The 16,490-nt window shown below is 76.3% G+C and carries 13 protein-coding genes and 1 pseudogene; 7 read left to right on the forward strand and 7 right to left on the reverse strand.

The window, feature by feature from the left end; all coding sequences use genetic code 11:
• Positions 1-51 precede the first annotated feature (51 nt).
• Genes AB0P03_RS25840 through AB0P03_RS25850 form a run of 3 tightly spaced genes read left to right on the forward strand, consistent with a single transcriptional unit; the run spans position 52 to position 2,887 of the window.
• Positions 52-969, forward strand: a complete 918-nt coding sequence (locus tag AB0P03_RS25840; RefSeq protein WP_363630987.1) for a hypothetical protein — start codon at positions 52-54, stop codon at positions 967-969.
• Positions 966-1,856 carry a hypothetical protein gene (locus AB0P03_RS25845; protein WP_363589075.1) on the forward strand — a complete coding sequence of 297 codons (891 nt, stop codon included), beginning with the start codon at positions 966-968 and terminating at the stop codon, positions 1,854-1,856. Before AB0P03_RS25840 ends, AB0P03_RS25845 begins: the two co-directional genes overlap by 4 nt.
• Positions 1,853-2,887, forward strand: coding sequence for a hypothetical protein (locus AB0P03_RS25850; RefSeq protein ID WP_363630989.1), 1,035 nt, complete (start codon positions 1,853-1,855; stop codon positions 2,885-2,887). Before AB0P03_RS25845 ends, AB0P03_RS25850 begins: the two co-directional genes overlap by 4 nt.
• Positions 2,888-2,935: 48 nt before the next feature.
• Here the strand turns inward: AB0P03_RS25850 and AB0P03_RS25855 are convergent, their stop codons facing one another.
• A complete protein-coding gene (locus AB0P03_RS25855; protein ID WP_363630990.1) occupies positions 2,936-3,862 on the reverse strand; it encodes an endonuclease/exonuclease/phosphatase family protein in 927 nt (308 codons plus the stop codon).
• 192 nt (positions 3,863-4,054) lie between these two features.
• Positions 4,055-4,705 (reverse strand): M15 family metallopeptidase, encoded by a 651-nt coding sequence (locus tag AB0P03_RS25860; RefSeq protein WP_363630991.1) that lies wholly within the window; start codon positions 4,703-4,705, stop codon positions 4,055-4,057.
• Between the two features lie 188 nt (positions 4,706-4,893).
• Here AB0P03_RS25860 and AB0P03_RS25865 point away from each other — a divergent pair, with 188 nt between their 5' ends.
• Positions 4,894-5,565 (forward strand): response regulator transcription factor, encoded by a 672-nt coding sequence (locus tag AB0P03_RS25865; RefSeq protein ID WP_063353004.1) that lies wholly within the window; start codon positions 4,894-4,896, stop codon positions 5,563-5,565.
• Positions 5,562-6,695: a HAMP domain-containing sensor histidine kinase gene (locus AB0P03_RS25870; RefSeq protein WP_363589083.1), complete on the forward strand. Its 1,134-nt coding sequence runs from the start codon at positions 5,562-5,564 to the stop codon at positions 6,693-6,695. Before AB0P03_RS25865 ends, AB0P03_RS25870 begins: the two co-directional genes overlap by 4 nt.
• A gap of 30 nt (positions 6,696-6,725) precedes the next feature.
• On the opposite strand, the gene AB0P03_RS25875 is transcribed toward AB0P03_RS25870, so the two are convergent.
• From AB0P03_RS25875 to AB0P03_RS25885, 3 genes and pseudogenes are all read right to left on the reverse strand, one after another.
• The gene (locus AB0P03_RS25875) at positions 6,726-7,430 is read right to left on the reverse strand and encodes a hypothetical protein (protein ID WP_363630993.1); all 705 of its coding nucleotides are present in this window, start codon (positions 7,428-7,430) and stop codon (positions 6,726-6,728) included.
• 127 nt (positions 7,431-7,557) lie between these two features.
• Positions 7,558-7,875: pseudogene (locus tag AB0P03_RS25880) on the reverse strand (maleylpyruvate isomerase); the annotation flags it as partial.
• Between the two features lie 299 nt (positions 7,876-8,174).
• Complete coding sequence (locus tag AB0P03_RS25885; protein ID WP_363630994.1) at positions 8,175-9,278, reverse strand: NADH:flavin oxidoreductase/NADH oxidase; 1,104 nt, start codon at positions 9,276-9,278, stop codon at positions 8,175-8,177.
• Positions 9,279-9,524: 246 nt separating this feature from the next.
• Between AB0P03_RS25885 and AB0P03_RS25890 the strand changes: the two genes are divergently transcribed.
• Positions 9,525-10,850, forward strand: coding sequence for a cytochrome P450 (locus AB0P03_RS25890; protein ID WP_363630996.1), 1,326 nt, complete (start codon positions 9,525-9,527; stop codon positions 10,848-10,850).
• A gap of 103 nt (positions 10,851-10,953) precedes the next feature.
• Here AB0P03_RS25890 and AB0P03_RS25895 read toward each other — a convergent pair whose 3' ends face one another.
• On the reverse strand, positions 10,954-11,229 hold the full coding sequence (locus AB0P03_RS25895) for a hypothetical protein (protein WP_363589091.1): 276 nt from the start codon (positions 11,227-11,229) through the stop codon (positions 10,954-10,956).
• Positions 11,230-11,586: 357 nt separating this feature from the next.
• On the opposite strand from AB0P03_RS25895, the gene AB0P03_RS25900 reads away from it, so the two are divergent.
• Complete coding sequence (locus AB0P03_RS25900; RefSeq protein ID WP_363630998.1) at positions 11,587-15,141, forward strand: BTAD domain-containing putative transcriptional regulator; 3,555 nt, start codon at positions 11,587-11,589, stop codon at positions 15,139-15,141.
• Here the strand turns inward: AB0P03_RS25900 and AB0P03_RS25905 are convergent.
• On the reverse strand, positions 15,135-16,412 hold the full coding sequence (locus AB0P03_RS25905) for a serine hydrolase domain-containing protein (protein WP_363631000.1): 1,278 nt from the start codon (positions 16,410-16,412) through the stop codon (positions 15,135-15,137). The two genes, AB0P03_RS25900 and AB0P03_RS25905, sit on opposite strands and share 7 nt — an antisense overlap.
• Positions 16,413-16,490: the final 78 nt, after the last annotated feature.

Below are 16,490 nucleotides of genomic sequence, written 5' to 3' on the forward strand. Positions count from 1 at the left end.
GCCGCCGCCCGTCCCGACGCCGTCCTTCCCACCCTCCTCTGGAGCCACCCCGTGACCACCGAACCCGCGCTGCCCCCGCCCGGCACCGCGCCGGCGCCCGCCTCCCCGCCGCAGCCCCACACCGCGCCCACCGAATCGCCCGCCACCGAACCGCCTGTCGCTGAACTGCCTTTCTCCGCACCGCAGTTCACCACCGAACCGCCGTCCGCCGCCGAGGCGTTCCCGTCCGACGCGCCGGCTCCCGAGCTCCTGCCGCCCGCCCCCGAGCGAGCGCCCCGCGCCCCGCGCCGCCCGCGCCCGGTGCTGCTGGCGGTGTCCGGCCTGGTGCTGGGCACCCTGGCCGGCGGCGGCGTCGGCTACGCCGTCCAGGCCCAGCGCCCGCCGACGCCGCTGCCGCCGATCCAGGTCGCGCGCCCGTCCTACCCGGCCGCGGTGGTCGACCCGACCGCCTTCGCCGCCCAGCAGCCCAAACCGCTGGCCATCGACGGCGACCTGCTCAAACTGCTGATCGGTGCCCCGGACGGCAGCGCCGCCTGGGGAGAATTCCCGGACAAGCCGAGCTGGGTGTCGGTCGGCGAGTTCGCCGAGCACAGCGACAGCGCGGTCCGCGACTTCAAGGACCTGAACTCCCGGGGCTTCCGGCGCGCGGCCGAGGTGGACTGGAAGAAGGGCGACACCAGGTACCGCGTGTCGCTGGTCCAGTACGCGCCGGACCGCGCCAACGAAGCCGCCACGCACGCCGTCGGCACCACCCGCAACCTGAAGCCGTTCGCCGACGGCGCCAACGGCGGCTACCGGGTGGACGAGGCACCCAGGTACTGGGCCGACAGCGCCGATCGGTACTACTACGGCCAGGCCGTAGCCCAGCGCGGCACGGTGGCGATGGTGGTGGAGGTCTTCGACCCCAAGCCGGTGAACCCCGATGTCGTGAAGGACCTCGCCAAGCAGCAATGGGAGCGGCTGGTATGACCGACAACAGCATGACCGGGACCCCGGCCGCCACGCCGGCGCCGACCGCCCCCGAGGCGGCCCCGGCCGCCGTCGAACAGTCCGCCGCCGAGCAGCAGTTCGCCGCCGATCCCGCCGCGCCGACCGCCGCCGATCCCGCCGCCCCGCGCCCCGCCTCCCGCCGCCTGCTGCGCGCGGGCGCCGCGACGGCAGCGGCGGCGCTGGCCGGGGTGGCCATCGGCGTCGGCATCATCAAGACCCAGTACGACGACCCCGCCCCGGCCGTCGCCGCCGGGCCGTCCGCCGCGCCCGTCCCGACCGCGACCGCCACGCCGTTCGGCGCCAAGTCCAACGGCAACCACTTCGGTTCGCTGCGCGACCTGCTGCTGCCCGTCCCGGCCGGCTACGAACCCGGCCCGGACGAGGGCGGCTACGGCAACGACACCGAACTCGGCGCCGAGTTCCTGTCCGCCGAACTGGACGACGAACTCCAGCAGATCCCCAAGGACAAGCGCGACAAGCTCCGCTCCTACTGGGAGGGCCTGCACGTCAAGGCCACCGGCGTGCGGACGTACCGGACCAGCGAGGACGACCTGGTGGTCGGCCTGAAGCTGCGCCAGTTCAACCAGCAGGAAGTGCAGAAGCTCAACGAGTACACCGCGGTCTTCACCGGCGACACCGGCCTGTTCCGGATCGGCCCGGAGATCCCGGGCCACCCCGAGGCGCACTGCTACCTGATGCCGGCGCCGCCGTCCGCGCCGATCGACTACCTGGAGTGCTCGGCCGCCGAGGGCGACCTCCTGGTGGTCATGAACGTCGAGGGCGTGGCACCGCTGCCCAAGGACCGGATCGTCGCCCTCTTCACCCTGCAGCTCGACCGCCTCGCCCGCCCGGGAGCGTCCGCATGACCGACCACGCAACCCCGCACGAACCCGCCGCCCCCGCCGAGACCCCCGCTGAGGCCGCCGTCGAGACCCCCGCGGGCACCTTCGCCGAGTTCCCCGCCGCTCCCGCCGCGGAGACCCCCGAGGAGCACGAGGCCCGCCTTGCCCGGCGCAGCGCCCGCCGCAGGGCGGCCGCGCGCTGGGCCACCGCCACCCTGGTGTTCGCCCTCGCGGGCACCGGTGCCGCGCTGGCCGTCACCGCCCCCGAGCGCACCGACCTGCCCGGCCTGGCCACCCCGGGCGACGGCCGCTACACCTTCCCGCCGCTGACGCTGCCGCCGCTGCCCTCCGGCAGCAGCACGCCGGACCGTACGGGCGGCAAGAACGCCCTGCACGCCGCGGACCTGCGCTACCTGCTGCTGCCCGCCCCCAAGGAGGCCGGCGGCAGCCTCACCCCGGCGCTCTACCCGGTTCCCACCGCCTCGGCCACCGGCACCCCGTCGGCGAGCGCGACCCCGAGCCCGACCGCCTCCGCCTCCGCCTCCGCCTCGGCGTCGGCGTCGGCGTCGGCGGGCGCGAGCCCGTCCACGGCCCCCGCCGGCCAGGCTCCGGCCGACTGGGTCACCTGCGACGCGATCCTCGCCGAGCAGCGCGACCCGGCCGAGCTCCGCGCGCTGCTCCTGCAGGACGCCTGCCGGGCGGCCACCGTCCGGGAGTGGACGGCCTCCGACGGCACCCGCACCCAGATCCGGCTGCTGCGCTTCGGCGCCTCCTTCGAGTCCTGGAACGTCTTCTCCTCCCTGCGCTCCGACGCCAAGCCCAATGCCCTGCCCGGCGCGAAGAGCACCTCCCACAGCGCCTGGGACACCGTCGAGGGCGTCCACCTGGACGCCCAGGAGAGCTCGGCGAAGGGCGCCAAGGGCACCCCGAACGCCCGCATCGCCTACCTCTGCGCCTCCGACCTCGTCGCCGTCGTCACCATGACCAACCCCGACGGCGTCCCGGACGCGGCCTTCCGCCAGGTGGTCACCCTCCAGTCCGACCTCCTCGCCTGACACCGGCCCCCGGGCCCGCCGCCCCCGGGCCCGCCGCCCGCACGCCCCTCACACCGTCAGCCGGGCGGCGGCGGGCAGGTGGTCGCTGGAGGTGGCGGGCAGGGTCCAGGCGGCGGTGGCGGGCAGGCCCCGGGTCATGACGTGATCGATCCGGGCCAGCGGGAAGACCGCCGGCCAGGTGAACCCGAAGCCGCCGCCCGCGCTGTCCTGCGCGGAGCTCAGCCGGCTGGTGACCGGGGTGAGCGCGTGGTCCCCGGCGGCGGTGTTGAGGTCGCCCAGCAGCAGCACCCGGTGCAGGGGCTCCTCGTCCAGCGCGGCGCCGAGCGCGGCGAGGTTGCGGTCGCGGTGAGCGGTGGCGAAGCCGGTGACGTTGAGCCGGACGGAGGCGAGATGGACCACGTACACGGCCAACGGCCCACCAGGGGCCTGGACTTCGGCCCGCAGTGAGCGGCTCCAGCCCGGGTCGATGGTCAGCCGCCGTGCGTCGGTCACCGGGTAGCGGCTCCACAGCGCGACGGTGCCGATCCGCGTGCGGTGCGGCAGTTCGGCGTCCAGCACGTGCTGGTAGACGGGCAGCGCGGCGTCGGTGACCTCCTCCAGGGCGACCAGGTCGGGGCGGGCGGCGAGCAGCGCCCGGGCCGTGCCGGCGGGGTCCGGGTTCTGCGCGCTCACGTTGTGGGTGACCACGGTCAGGCCCGCACCGCCGGCCGGGCCCGCACCGCCCCCCGGCGGCGGCGGGCCGCCGCCGGCGAGCACCGGCCCGAGCACGACGGCCCACACCGCGGCCAGCACCACCGCGGCGCACGCCGGCACCGGCGCTCGCCGCAGCGCGGCGGCGAGCAGGACGGCGGGCACCACGACACCGGCCCAGGGCAGGGCGCTCTCCCACAGGCTCCCCAGCTGGACGCCCAGGCTCGGCACCCGCCGGTGACCGGCCAGGGCGAGAGCGGTCAGCAGGGCCACGGCGGCGGCCACACGGCCGCGCCGCCAGCGCCCGACCGGCTCGCGCCGCTGCCGCCGCCGACGGCATCGACGGCCGCCCGGGCGGGAGACACCCGTCGAGGCGCCCCCCACCGTCCCCTGTCCCGCCCCCGCCACCGCTCCCGGCCTTGAGACCGCCCCCGCCCCCGGCGCGAGCCCCTCCTGCGATCGGATCATGAACGCCCCCTACCCGGCCGCGTCGGGCAACTGGGCCGGACAGGTCCCGCCAGGGCTGGTCAGCAGCTCGAAGTGCCAGATCTCGTTGGCGTACACCTGGCAGAGCCCGTACCGCGCGCCGTGCTGGATCAGCCAGTAGTCGGCATTGGTCGGACCGATGTCGATCGCCTTGCCCGAGACGTGCGCCGACTTCTCCGGCGTGTTCACGAACTGCCTGGCCCGCTCCAGACTCCCGTACCTGGCCACCCCCTTGTCGAGCAGCCGCTGCTGGTACTCCTTGCTGCGCCAGCCCGAGGTGACGGTCATCTCGATGCCCTGGGCGCGCGCGTCCCCGGCGGCCTGCTGGACGGCTGCCAGCAGCGGTCCGTCCAGGTTGCCCACCGCCGGCGCCCCGGTGTCGAACGGGGTCAGCGTCGTGCCGTCGGGAATGTCGCCGTCCGCCCCCGCCGAGGAACCGGACCCCGGAGCGAGGGAGGAGGAGAACGGCGCGACGGTGGCCGCCAGGGTCCGCAGCGCCGCCTCGGTCGCCGGCGGATCGGCGGCCGCGCAGGCGCCGGCCAGCGCCAGCACCACCACCGCCCCGGTGCCCACGGCCACCGCCCGCCGGCCGCCCCCCACCGGCCGCCACCGCGTCGCCTCCTGGCGCGTCGTCCCGTCCATCCCTGCCTCCCGGCGCTCGTCACTTCGCCGCGACGGGGAAACCCGGCGGCCACACCATGGGAGGAAAAGCGGTGTTACCAGGACGTCTGCACTAGCCGATACGTTTTCGATAGGCCCGTTCGTGTCCAATGGACGGCAACGGCAACGGCAACGGCAACGACAGCAAGAGCGGGACGGGAGAACAGCGCGTGCGGGTCCTGGTGGTGGAGGACGAGATCTACCTCGCCGAGGCGGTCCAGGCGGGCCTGCGCCTGGAGGCGATCGCCTGCGACATCGTCACGGACGGCGACGCCGCCCTCGAACGCCTCGCCGTCCACACCTACGACGTCGTCGTCCTGGACCGCGACATCCCCGGCACCCACGGCGACGACGTCTGCCGCACCATCGTCGAGCACCGCCTGGGCTGCCGCGTCCTCATGCTCACCGCCGCCGCCCGCCTCAACGAGAAGGTCGCCGGCTTCGAACTCGGCGCCGACGACTACCTGACCAAACCCTTCGACCTCGCCGAACTCGTCGTCCGGCTGCGCTCCCTGGCCCGCCGCCCCGCCCAGGCCGCGCCCCCCGTCCTCGAATACGCCGGACTGCGCCTGGACCCCTTCCGCCGCGAGGTCTACCGCGACGGCCGCTACGTCGCCCTCTCCCGTAAGCAGTTCGCCGTCCTGGAGGTCCTGATGACCGCACGCGGCGGCGTCATCAGCGCCGAGAACCTCCTCGAACGCGCCTGGGACGAGAACGCCGACCCGTTCACCAACGCCGTCCGCATCACCATCTCCGGCCTGCGCAAACGACTCGGTGAACCCTGGGTGATCCAGACCGTGCCCGGCGTCGGCTACCGCCTCACCGACGGCACCCCCACGTGAGCGCCCCGCCCCGCACCCGCCCCGCGCCGCGACCGCGCCGCCTGACCGCCCGCCTGCGACTCACCCTCAGCTACACCCTCTTCGCCGTCATCACCGGCACCCTCTGCCTGGCCGTCGTCTACGTCGGCATGCGCTACATCCCCAACTACCCGCTCACCTCCTCCAACCCCCGCGACCGCCTCTCCGCCCCCTCCCGCCAGGAGATCCTCCGCTCCCTGCTCACCATCTCCGGCTACGCCCTGGCCCTGCTCACCGCCGTCGGCACGATCGGCGGCTGGTTCATCGCCGGCCGCGTCCTGCGGCCCCTCCAGGACATCACCAGGGCCGCCCACCGCGCCGCGAGCGGAGCACTCGAACACCGCATCGCCCTCGCCGGCCCCCGCGACGAGTTCACCGACCTCTCCGACGCCTTCGACGAGATGCTCGAACGCCTCCAGCGTTCCTTCGACGCCCAGCAGCGCTTCGCCGCCAACGCCTCCCACGAACTGCGCACCCCCCTGGCCATCACCCGCACCATGCTCCAGGTCGCCGCCGCCGACCCGGCCCGCCAGGACTGGACCACCCTCGTCGCCCGGCTCCAGGACACCAACCAGCGCGGCATCGAGATCAGCGAAGCCCTCCTCCAACTCGCCGACCTCGGCCACACCGCCCCCGAACTCGAACCCCTCGACCTGGCCCGCACCACCCGCGACGCCCTCGCCGCCGTCCAGGAGGAGGCCGCCGCCCTGGGCGTCACCGTCACCACCGACTGCCGGCCCGCCCCCGCCACCGGCAACCCGGTCCTGCTGCGCCAGGCCGCCGTCAACCTGCTGCAGAACGCGCTGCGCCACAACCTGCCGACCGGGGGATCCGTCACCGTCACCACCGGGGCCGATCCGGACCGCCCCGGCCGGGTCCGGCTCGCCGTCACCAACACCGGCCCCCGCCTGGCCCCCGAGACCGTCCCCACCCTCACCGAGCCCTTCCTGCGGGGTCGCGGCCGCACCGCCCAGTCCGACCCCGCCCGCCGCGGTCACGGCCTCGGCTTGGCCATCGTCGTGGCCGTCACCGACGCCCACCATGGCGACCTCGGCCTCGCCCCCGCCCCCGGCGGCGGCCTGCACGCCACCCTCAGCCTCCCCGCCCGCTGAGCCCGGCCGCCGTCCCGCCGAGCCCCGGCCTCACCCCGTCGGCTGCCCGGGCCGGCCCGGCACCCACAGCGGCGCCGGGCCGCCGAGCGCCATGTACCGGGCCGCGTCCTCCTCCAGCCACCCGTCCACCCGGCCCGGATCGCCGCCGCACGAATCCACCAGCGCGGCGGCCGCGATCCGGGCACAGGCCAGCATCAGCGCCAGGGTGTCCCGGCGGCGGTGCCGCTCCCGGACGTACGCCTCGCCCCGCTCGTCGATACGCCGGCCGTGCGCCTCCCGGCCCTCAGCCTCCCGGCCGGCCGCCGAAGCGCCCCCGCCCCCGTCCCCCTCGCCGGCGGTGACCGCCTGGACGCCGTGCCACACCAGGGCGAGCGCGGCCGGTTCGGCCGGGTGCGTCACCTCCGCCCGGCCCGCCTGCTCACGGGCCTCCGCCGACCGCCGGCCCAGCCACTCCAGCACCGCCGGCACATCCCCCTCGCGGGCCTGGAGCACCAGCTCCGCCGCCCGGTACGCGAGCGCCCGCAGGACCTCCCCGGCCGGCACCCGCAGCCCCGGCACCGGCGGCTCGCCGAACGCCAGCCAGGCGTCCGCGAACGACGCCGCCCGCATCCGCCCCAGCCACGCCGGAGCCCCGGCCGCGTCGCCCACCCACTCCTGCGCACCCAGCCGGACCAGGCCCGCCGCGGCAAGCCGCGCCGCGTCCCCGTCCAGCCCGCACAGCCGTCCACCCCTCACCGTGCACCCCCGTCAGCGCCCTCAATCCCGTGACGGGCACATCCCACCACACCAGGACGCAAGCGAACTAGACAGGGACCCGACAAAAATTTCCGACGCCGCCCAGCCGCCGCCCAGCCGCCGCCCAGCCCAGGACCAGCGGCAACCGCCCCGCCAGAGCGCCCAGCGCGGCCCGCTGCGCACCGGTGGAGGCGCGCCGTCCCGTCCCGACCAGCAGTGCGTCCCGGTCGGAGAACGACGCGGGGAACGCGGCCCCGGCGATCCCCTCCAGCAGCGCGCGCGAGCGCCGCAGCCCCTGCGCCGGCGGCCCCGGCACCCCGGGCAGGAACGCGGCCAGGCCGAGATGGTGCAGCGTCCACTCCAGGACGTACGCGTCGAGGTGGTCGCCCGCCGTGAGCACCTGTCCGCGCGTACCGACCCGCGGCGCCGGACCGGCGAGCCCGGCGACCGCCGCCCGCAACGCCGTCCGACACCGCGCGAAGTCCTCCGTCCCCGCGAACTGCCCGCCCGCACCCCCGGGCCCGGCGGACCGGGGGTGTGATGCTGTCCCCGGCCGCCACCCAGGTCGTCGCACCGTTCGACAGTTCGGCCATGTGGCCGCCCCCCGCTGACGGTTCGCCCTGTGCCGCGGTCCCCGCCGCGGTGCCCGAAGAGCTGGTCACGGGTGTGCGGGGCCGGCGGGCCTCCACGGCGAACCGGGCCGCCGGAACCGCGGGGCCCCCGTCCGCCCGTACCGGGGCGCCGCTACGCGAGGTGGTACTGCACGGGGGTGGAGACCCGGGCGCCGAGTTCGGCGGCGGCGCGGCGCGCCCAGTACGGGTCGCGCAGCAGTTCGCGGCCGAGCAGGACGGCGTCGGCCCTGCCGGCGGCGAGGATGTCCTGGGCCTGGACGGGGTCGGTGATCAGGCCCACGGCCGCCACGGGCATGCCGGCCCCGCTGCGCACGGCCTCGGCGAAGGGCACCTGGTAGCCGGGTCCGGCGTCGATCGTGGCGTCGGGGACGAGGCCTCCGGTGGAGACGTCCATCAGGTCCACGCCGTGGGCCAGGAGTTCCTCGGCGAGGCGGACGGTGTCCTGCGAGGTCCACCCGGTGCGGCCGTCCTGCGGGTTCTCGGTGAGCCAGTCGGTCGCGGAGACGCGGAAGAGGACGGGCAGGTCCTCGGGCCACGCCGAGCGGACGGCGTCGACGACCTCCAGGGCGAAGCGGATGCGGCCCTCGAAGGAGCCGCCGTAGGCGTCGGTGCGGTGGTTGCTGTGGGGGGAGAGGAACTGGTGGATCAGGTAGCCGTGGGCGCCGTGGATCTCGACGGCCCGGAAGCCGGCGTCGAGCGCGCGCCGGGCGGCGTCGGCGAACTGCCGGACGATCCCGCGGATCTGCTCCTCGGTGAGTTCGTCGGGCCTGGTCCGGGTGGGGGCGAAGGGGAGGGCGCTGGGGGCGAGCGGCGTCCATCCGTGGGCTTCGTCCGGGGCGAGGGCGCGGCCGCGGTCGATCCAGGTGCGCTCGGTGGACGCCTTGCGGCCGGCGTGGGCGAGCTGGAGGGCCGGCACGGTGCCCTGTGCCGTCAGGAAGGAGGTGATCCGCCGGAAGGCCGCGACCTGGGTGTCGTTCCAGATCCCGAGGTCGTAGGGGGTGATGCGGCCTTCGGGGCTGACGGCGGTGGCCTCCATGATGATCATCCCCGTGCCGCCGGTGGCGCGTGCCGCGACGTGGGCGAAGTGCCAGTCCGTCGGGGCTCCGGCCGCGTCGCCGTCCGGAGCGGCGCTGTACTGGCACATCGCCGCCATCCAGACGCGGTTGGGGACGGTCAGGGTCCTCAGGGTGTAGGGGGTGAAGAGGGTGGTGCTCATGGGCGGACTCCTGTCGGCGGAGGCGGGGCCGGGGGAAACCTTCTCGAATGATTGCAAGTGCAATTTGTGTGACACCACAATAGTTGTGCACGCTGATTGCTTGCAAGCGCTGGCCATTTCATCCGGTGTCGCCACCTGCCGGCGGACCCGCTCCCGCGCGATCCTGGTCCCCACGGCCGTCGGCGCTGCGCCGCCCGTGTCCACCGTCCGGGCGGCGGATCCGACCATGCGTCACCAGGAGGTCCGATGAAGATCCCCGGTCCCGACCCCCGGCCGGACGGCGGGGTCGGCGCCATCGCGCAGGCCGGCGGGCTGCACGCCTACCAGCTGTGGCTGCACGCCGAGTACGGCCCCGTGGCGCGGTTCCAGCTGCCCGGCGCCGAGACGGCCGTGTCGGTCGCCGACCCGGTGCTGCTGGAGGCCACCGCACACCTGGACCGTCGCCCCGAGCGCCTGTTCTCCTTCCTGGACCCGCTGTTCGAGGCCGGCAACCTGCAAGTGCTCCCGGCGGACGAACACGCCCCGTGGCGCCGCACCCTGCTCTCGGTCCTGGCCGGCCGCCCCTCGCACGAGCAGGCCTTCGACCGCTTCACCGCGCTCGCCACCGGCCTCGCGGACCGCTGGGCCGCGCGGGGCACGCGGGGCGAGGCCGTCGCGCTGCAGCAGGACCTGACCGCCCTGTCCCTGCGGATGATCTGCGCGTACGCCCTGGGCGGCGAGGTGGAGGGCCCGGACGTCGTCGCCGCCGCCTTCGAGGAGGTGCTCGCCGACTACCTGGAACGGCTCTACCAGGTGCCCCCCGCCGTCGACCCGCAGGAGCGCGCCGAGCGGACCGCGCGGGCGCTCGCCCTCCTGCGCGCGACGGTCGACCGGGTGATCGCGGCCCACCGCGACGGAGCCCGCGCCGACCGCAGCGACCTGGTCGGCGCACTGGTCGAGGCCGGCGAGCGCCCCGCCCGGATCCGCGACACCGTCCTCGCGGCGATGCTCGCCGCCCACCACACCACCGGCGTGGCCGTCTCCTGGACCCTGCACCTGCTGGGCCGCCACCCCGGGGCGGCCGAACGCGTCACCGGGGAACTGGACCGCGTGCTCGGCGACCGCCCGGCCCCCGGGTACGCCGACCTGCGGCGCCTGCCGTACCTGCGGACGGTCCTCCAGGAGTCGATGCGCCTCTACCCGCCCGGCCCGTACGGCGCGCGCCAGACCACCCAGGCGCTCACCCTCGGCGCGTACGAGGTCCCGGCCGGGGCGGTGGTCTTCTACCCGTTCTGGGCCGTCCACCTGAACCCCGACCACTGGCCCGAGCCCGAACGGTTCCGCCCCGAGCGCTTCACCCCGGAGCAGGCGGCCGGACGCGCGCGGCTGGCCTGGGTCCCCTTCGGGTTCGGCCCGCGCAGCTGCGAGGGCGCCGCCCTGGCCATGGTCGAGTGCGAACTGCTGCTGGCCGTCCTCCTCAAGCGCCTGCGCTTTCGGCCCGTGCCGGGCCACCGGGTGGTCCCGGCCGAACGGTTCGTCCTCTGGGCGGCCGACGACATCCGCATGCTCGTCAGCCCGCGCCGGGCCGGGTGAGCGCCGCGGGCCCGCCGGCGCGCCCCGCGCGGCCCGGCCCCGGGCGTGCGGGTGCCCCGGGACGAACCGCCCCGGGGCACCCGGCATGGGGGAGCGGCGGGGATCAGCCCCCGATGCCGATACCGGTCTCGGTGGCGTAGCCGGCGACGCCGTTGGGGCCCACCGCGACGGCGGCGTCGAGGAACGAGGCGCCGTCAGGACCGAACTGGACGTCGGTGATGTGCAGGGCACTGCCGTTCGGGCCGACGGAGAACGCCCCGTGGTCGTAGTTCAGGGAGGGGATGTTGTCGGGGGTGGCGGCGGAGGCGATGGTCGCCCCGCCGAGCACGAGCGGGAGGCAGAGGGCGGAGACGGTCAGGACACGGCGCGCAGTACGCATGGGGGAAGAGCCCTTCCAGATAAGGGTGGTGATGGTCGATCGGACCGCCACGAAATGGCGGCCTGTCACCATCCACACACATTCGTATGCGGAGCGCGACCGGGGATGGCTGTCCGGGGCTACCGGTTCACCCGGGCCCCCCATCGCCGCCCCGAGGACGTGACGGGCGGCCCGCCGGAGCCCGGGGAGCGCCCCGCCCGCGCGGCGCCGCAGCCCCGGTGACGGGCCGCCCGGCGACCGGCGAGGCCGCCGGCCCCGCCGGGACACCGCCCCGGACACCGCTCACGGCCGGGGCGGGCGCGTGGGCGCCGGCCGGCGACTTGACGATCAAACCGGTGGTGCTGCGATAGTGACCCGGTGCGCGTCGGCCTGCTCGGACCCCTGGTACTGGACGCCGGAGCGGGCCCGCTGCCGATCGGCGGCGCGCGGCTGCGGGCGCTGCTGGCCTACCTCGCGCTGGACGCCGGCCGCGCCGTCCGGCCGCAGGCCCTGGCGGACGCGCTGTGGGCCGAGGCACCACCGGCCGACCAGACGAACGCCCTGCAGTCACTGGTGTCCCGCCTGCGGGGCGTCCTGGGCGACCCCGCGCTGCTCACCTTCGGACCGGCCGGGTACCGGCTGGCCGTCGAGGCCGGCGCGGTGGACACCGCCCGGTTCGAGCAACTGGCCCGCTCCGGAAGGCACTTGCACGCGCAGGGCCGGCCGGCCGAGGCCGCCGCCGCGCTGCGGGAGGCCCTGGCCCTGTGGCGCGGCCCCGCGCTGGCGGACGTGCGCGAGGCGCCGTTCGCCGACGCCGAGGCCCGGCGGCTGGAGCGGGCGCGGCTGGTCGCCCTGGAGGACCGGATCGAGGCCGACCTCGCGCTGGGCGCCGGACCGGAGCTGATCGCCGAACTCGAATCGCTGACCGCGCGGCACCCGCTGCACGAACGGCTGCACGCCCAGCTGATCCGGGCACTGGCCGCCGGCGGCCGGGGCGCCGAGGCACTGGCCGCTTACCAGCGGCTGCGCGCCCGGCTGGCCGACACCTTCGGCAGCGACCCCGGACCGCAGCTGCGGGCGGCCCATCTCGCGGTCCTGCGCGGCGAGCTCCCGGCACCCCCCGGCCACCGCACGCCCCCTGACCGCCAGCAGTTCCCCGGCCACCGCACGCCCGCCGACCAGCCGCCACCCCAACAGCCGCCACCCCAACGGCCGGAACCCCAACGGCCGGAACCCCGCCGAGCACGGCCGCCCGGCAACCTGGACGCGCCGCTGACCAGCTTCGTGGGCCGCGAGGACGACATCCGCCGGGTGGCCGAGCTGCTCGGCCGAGCCCGCCTGGTCACCCTGGTCGGACCCGGCGGGTCCGGCAAGACCCGGCTGGCCACCACCGCCGGCCGCCGGCTCACACCGTCCGGCGGGGTGTGGTTCGCCGCCCTGGCCCCGGCCGGCCCGGCGGACGTGCCCCGCGCGGTGCTCGACGCCCTGCGGACGCGCGAGGCCGACCTGCCCAAGAGCGCCGCGGCCCCGGCCCGCCGCCCCGGCACCCCCGGTACCACCGAGGAGATCCTGGACCGCCTGACCGAGGTGCTCACGCACGACGACCCGGTCCTGGTGCTGGACAACTGCGAACACGTGATCGAGGCGGCGGCCGCGCTGGCCGAGACCCTGCTCGGCCGGTGCCCCGGGCTGCGGGTACTGGCCACCAGCCGGGAGCCGCTGCGCATCGACGGCGAGAACCTGCACCCGGTGCTCCCCCTGGAACTGCCCGAACCCGGCTCGACACCCGAACAGGCCCGCGCCTGCGCGGCGGTCCGGCTGTTCCACGACCGGGCCGCCGCCGTGTGCCCCGGCTTCGCCGAGGAGGACGGCTCGCCGGCGGCGGCGGTCGAGATCTGCCGCCGCCTGGACGGCCTGCCACTGGCGATCGAACTGGCCGCCGCCCAACTGCGCACCCTGCCCGCCGAGGTGGTCGCCGCCCGGCTGGACGACCGGTTCCGGCTGCTCACCCGGGGCAGCCGCACCGCCCTGCCCCGCCACCAGACGCTGCGCGCCGTGGTGGCCTGGAGCTGGAAGCTGCTGGCCGCCGACGAGCGGGCGCTGCTGGAACGGCTGTCGGTGGCGCCCGGCAGCTTCACCGAGGACGCGGCGCAGGCGGTCGGCGGGCTCGGCGCCCCGCACGCCGACCACCACCCCGGCGACCACGACGCCCCCACCCGCGATGTCCGGGAGTTGCTGGCGGCGCTGGTCGACAAGTCGCTGCTGCACCCGCTCGGAGCCGCCGCCACGGGAGAGCCGCGCTACCGGATGCTGGAGACCATCCGGGAGTACGGCCTGGAGCAGCTCACCCGCCGCGGGCAGGACGGTGCCGCCCGCGAACGCCACTGCGGGTTCTTCCTCGCCCTGGCCGAGACGGCGGAGCCGCGGCTGCGCACCCGCGACCAGCTGCGCTGGCTGGCCCGGCTGTCGGCCGAGCGGGACGACCTGCTGGCCGCGGTCCGCTGGGCGGTGGAGTCCGGGGACGCCGCGACGGCGGTCCGGTTCGGCGCCGCGCTGTGCTGGTTCTGGTCCATGCGGGGCTATCCGCCGGAGTCGCTGGACCTGCTCGAACGGGTGCTGGAGGTCCCCGGGCCGGCCGATCCGGCGGCCCGCGCGCTGGTGGTCGCGACGTACGAGGTCGGCACCGAGTCCATCGGCCGGCCGGAGGACAGGGCGGCCGCCTTCGGCCGGATCGAGGTGGCGATGGCGGGTGTCGACCCCGGTGTCCACCCCCTGCTGGAGCTGGCCCGGCTGGCCGCGGCCATCGCCGGCCCGCAGCCGCCGCCGCGCACGCCCGACTTCCCGGCCCTCCCGGCCCCCTCGGGTTCCCCGGACTTCCCGGACGGCGAGCGTAAGGACCCCTCCAGCGGCCCGTTCACCCTGCTCGTGCGGGGCCTGCTGACCCTGCACACCGGGGACGTCACCGAGGCGACGGGCTTCCTCGCCCACGCGCTGGCCGGTTTCGAGGCGCTCGGCGAGCGGTGGGGCATGGCGACCGCGCTGAGCACCCTCGGTTCGCTGCGGCGGCGCTCCGGCGACCTGGCCGACGCGCTGGCGATGAACGAGCGGGCCACCCGGTACTTCCAGGAACTCGGGATGCAGGAGGACACGGTCGACAGCGATGTCCAGGCCGCCCTGATGCGCGCCCAGGCCGGGGACGCGGACGGCGCGCGGCGGCAGCTGGCGGGCCTGCTCGAGGAGGTGGCGCAGGCCGGATGGGCCGAGCCCCGGGCCCTGGTGTGCCTGGGCCTGGCCCAGCTGGAATGGCGGGCCGGGCGACGGGAGCCGGCCCGCGCGCACGCCCTGGCCGCCCTGGACCAGGCCCCCGGCGGCCAGCCGGCGCCCTCGCACCTCACCGCCCTGCTGCTGGGCGTGCTCGCGCAGCTGGACGCGGCGGACGGCCTGCCCGGCGCGGCGGTGCGCCGGCTCGACCACCCGGCGGTGCACCTGGTGCTGACCTGGAACTCGGCGGTCGCGGCCCGGATCGCGGTGACGGCCGCCGACATCAAGCTGTGCCGCGGCCGGCCGGGGGAGGCGGCGCTCCTGCTCGGCGCCGCCGACCTGCTGCGGGGCTCGGACGACCTCGGTGACACCGACGTGCGCAGGATCGCCGGGCGGGCCACGGCGGACCTGGGAGCCGCCGGGTTCGCGTCCGCGCACGCCGCGGGTGCGGCGATGGCGCGGACCGAGGCCAGGGACCTGCTGTCCGCGATCATCACCTCGCCCGCACCCGCGGCCGGGCCCTCACCCTCGCCCGCACCCGCGGCCGGGCCCTCACCCTCGCCCGCACCCGCGGCCGGGCCCTCACCCTCGCCCTCGCCCGCACCCTCACCCTCACCCGCACCCTCGGCCGCACCCGTACCCTCGCCCGCGGCCGGGCCGCCCGGTCAGTGAGCCGGAGCCGGAGCCGGAGCCGGAGCCGGGGCAGGGGCCGGGGCCGGGGCCGGTTTGCCGAACATGGCGCAGGTCACCGCACTCTGCAGGGCCTGGCCGGCCGCGGTGAGCTCCGCGTCGGCTCCGAACTCGAACAGGAACTCGGTCGAGATCAGGACGGTGGCGGTACGGCTGCCCGTGCCGTCGGTGAGGTTGGTGCTGGAGTAGCCGGTGATCCCCCCGTCGTGGGCCCAGACGGTGCCGCAGGGGGTGCGGACCGTCCCGATGCCCAGGCCGGAGCCGGGCCCGTCCACCGGGTTCTGCGGGTCCATCGGCACGGTGGCGCGCAGCTGCGCCAGCTGGGCCGCGGGCAGCAGCCTGCCGGACATCAGCGCGTTGTAGAAGCGGGACCAGTCCTGCGCGGTGGACACCACGGCCCCGGCCGCCCCGCCCCAGCCCGGGTCGTTGCCGGAGACGTCCACCCGGCCGTCGCGGTGCACCCCGGCCACGTCCCGGAACGCCGCGGGCACCCCCGCCGGCATGTGGGCGGAGTCCGGCTCGTAGCCGCGGACGTAGCGGCCGTGCCAGTTGCCGTCCGTGGCGAGGTAGGTGTGTTTCAGGTCCAGGGGACGGGCGATCCGGTCCCGGATCAGGTCGGCGAGGCTCGCTCCGGTGATCCGTTCCAGGACGGCGCCGACCGCCGCGTAGTCGGTGTTGCTGTAGGACCACCGGGTGCCCGGCGGGAACAGCGCCGGGCGCTTGACACCCACGGCGAGCAGTTCGGCGGAGGTCCACCGGTGCGGGTCCTTGCCGAGGATCGACGGCAGGACGGCGGGGTCCTCGGTGTAGTCGGGCAGGCCGCTGGTGTGGTTCAGCAGCATCCGCAGCGTGATCGCCCGGCCGTCGGGCACCTGGCCCGGCAGCCACGCCTCCACCGGGTCGGTCAGCGCGAGGCGCCCCTCGGCGGCCAGTTGCAGGGCGATCACGGCCATCATGGTCTTGGTGTTGGAGCCCATCCGGAACTCGTCCCCCGCCGCGAGCCGCTGGTCCGCCGCGGCCCAGGGGGCCTGCTCGGCGATCTCGACGGGCCGGCCCCGGCCGTCGTCCACCCGCACCACCACGCCCGGCGCCCCGGCGGCCACCAACTGCCGCGCCAGCTTCTCCAGTTGGACCCGCTGCGCCTCGGCCCCGCCCCGGGGCGCGGAGGGCGCGGACCCTGCGGCGGCGGGGAGGGGGGCCGGGAGCGCCGGTCCGGCGGCCAGCCCCACGGTGAGGGCCGACGCCGTCAGCACGAGCGGCGCCAGCCGCAGGCGGCGCGACCACCCCGCGCGGGAGGGCGAAGGGGCCGCCGAAGAAGGAGTGGAAGAAGG

Origin of the sequence: Kitasatospora sp. NPDC088779 (genome assembly GCF_040685395.1) — a bacterium.
Classification (GTDB): domain Bacteria; phylum Actinomycetota; class Actinomycetes; order Streptomycetales; family Streptomycetaceae; genus Kitasatospora.

Coding starts and splice junctions, on each gene's coding strand:
- AB0P03_RS25890 (WP_363630996.1), top strand. CDS start 9,525: ATGAAGATCCCCGGTCCCGACCCCCGGCCGGACGGCGGGGTCGGCGCC.
- AB0P03_RS25845 (WP_363589075.1), top strand. CDS start 966: ATGACCGACAACAGCATGACCGGGACCCCGGCCGCCACGCCGGCGCCG.
- AB0P03_RS25850 (WP_363630989.1), top strand. CDS start 1,853: ATGACCGACCACGCAACCCCGCACGAACCCGCCGCCCCCGCCGAGACC.
- AB0P03_RS25895 (WP_363589091.1), bottom strand. CDS start 11,229: ATGCGTACTGCGCGCCGTGTCCTGACCGTCTCCGCCCTCTGCCTCCCG.
- AB0P03_RS25860 (WP_363630991.1), bottom strand. CDS start 4,705: ATGGACGGGACGACGCGCCAGGAGGCGACGCGGTGGCGGCCGGTGGGG.
- AB0P03_RS25885 (WP_363630994.1), bottom strand. CDS start 9,278: ATGAGCACCACCCTCTTCACCCCCTACACCCTGAGGACCCTGACCGTC.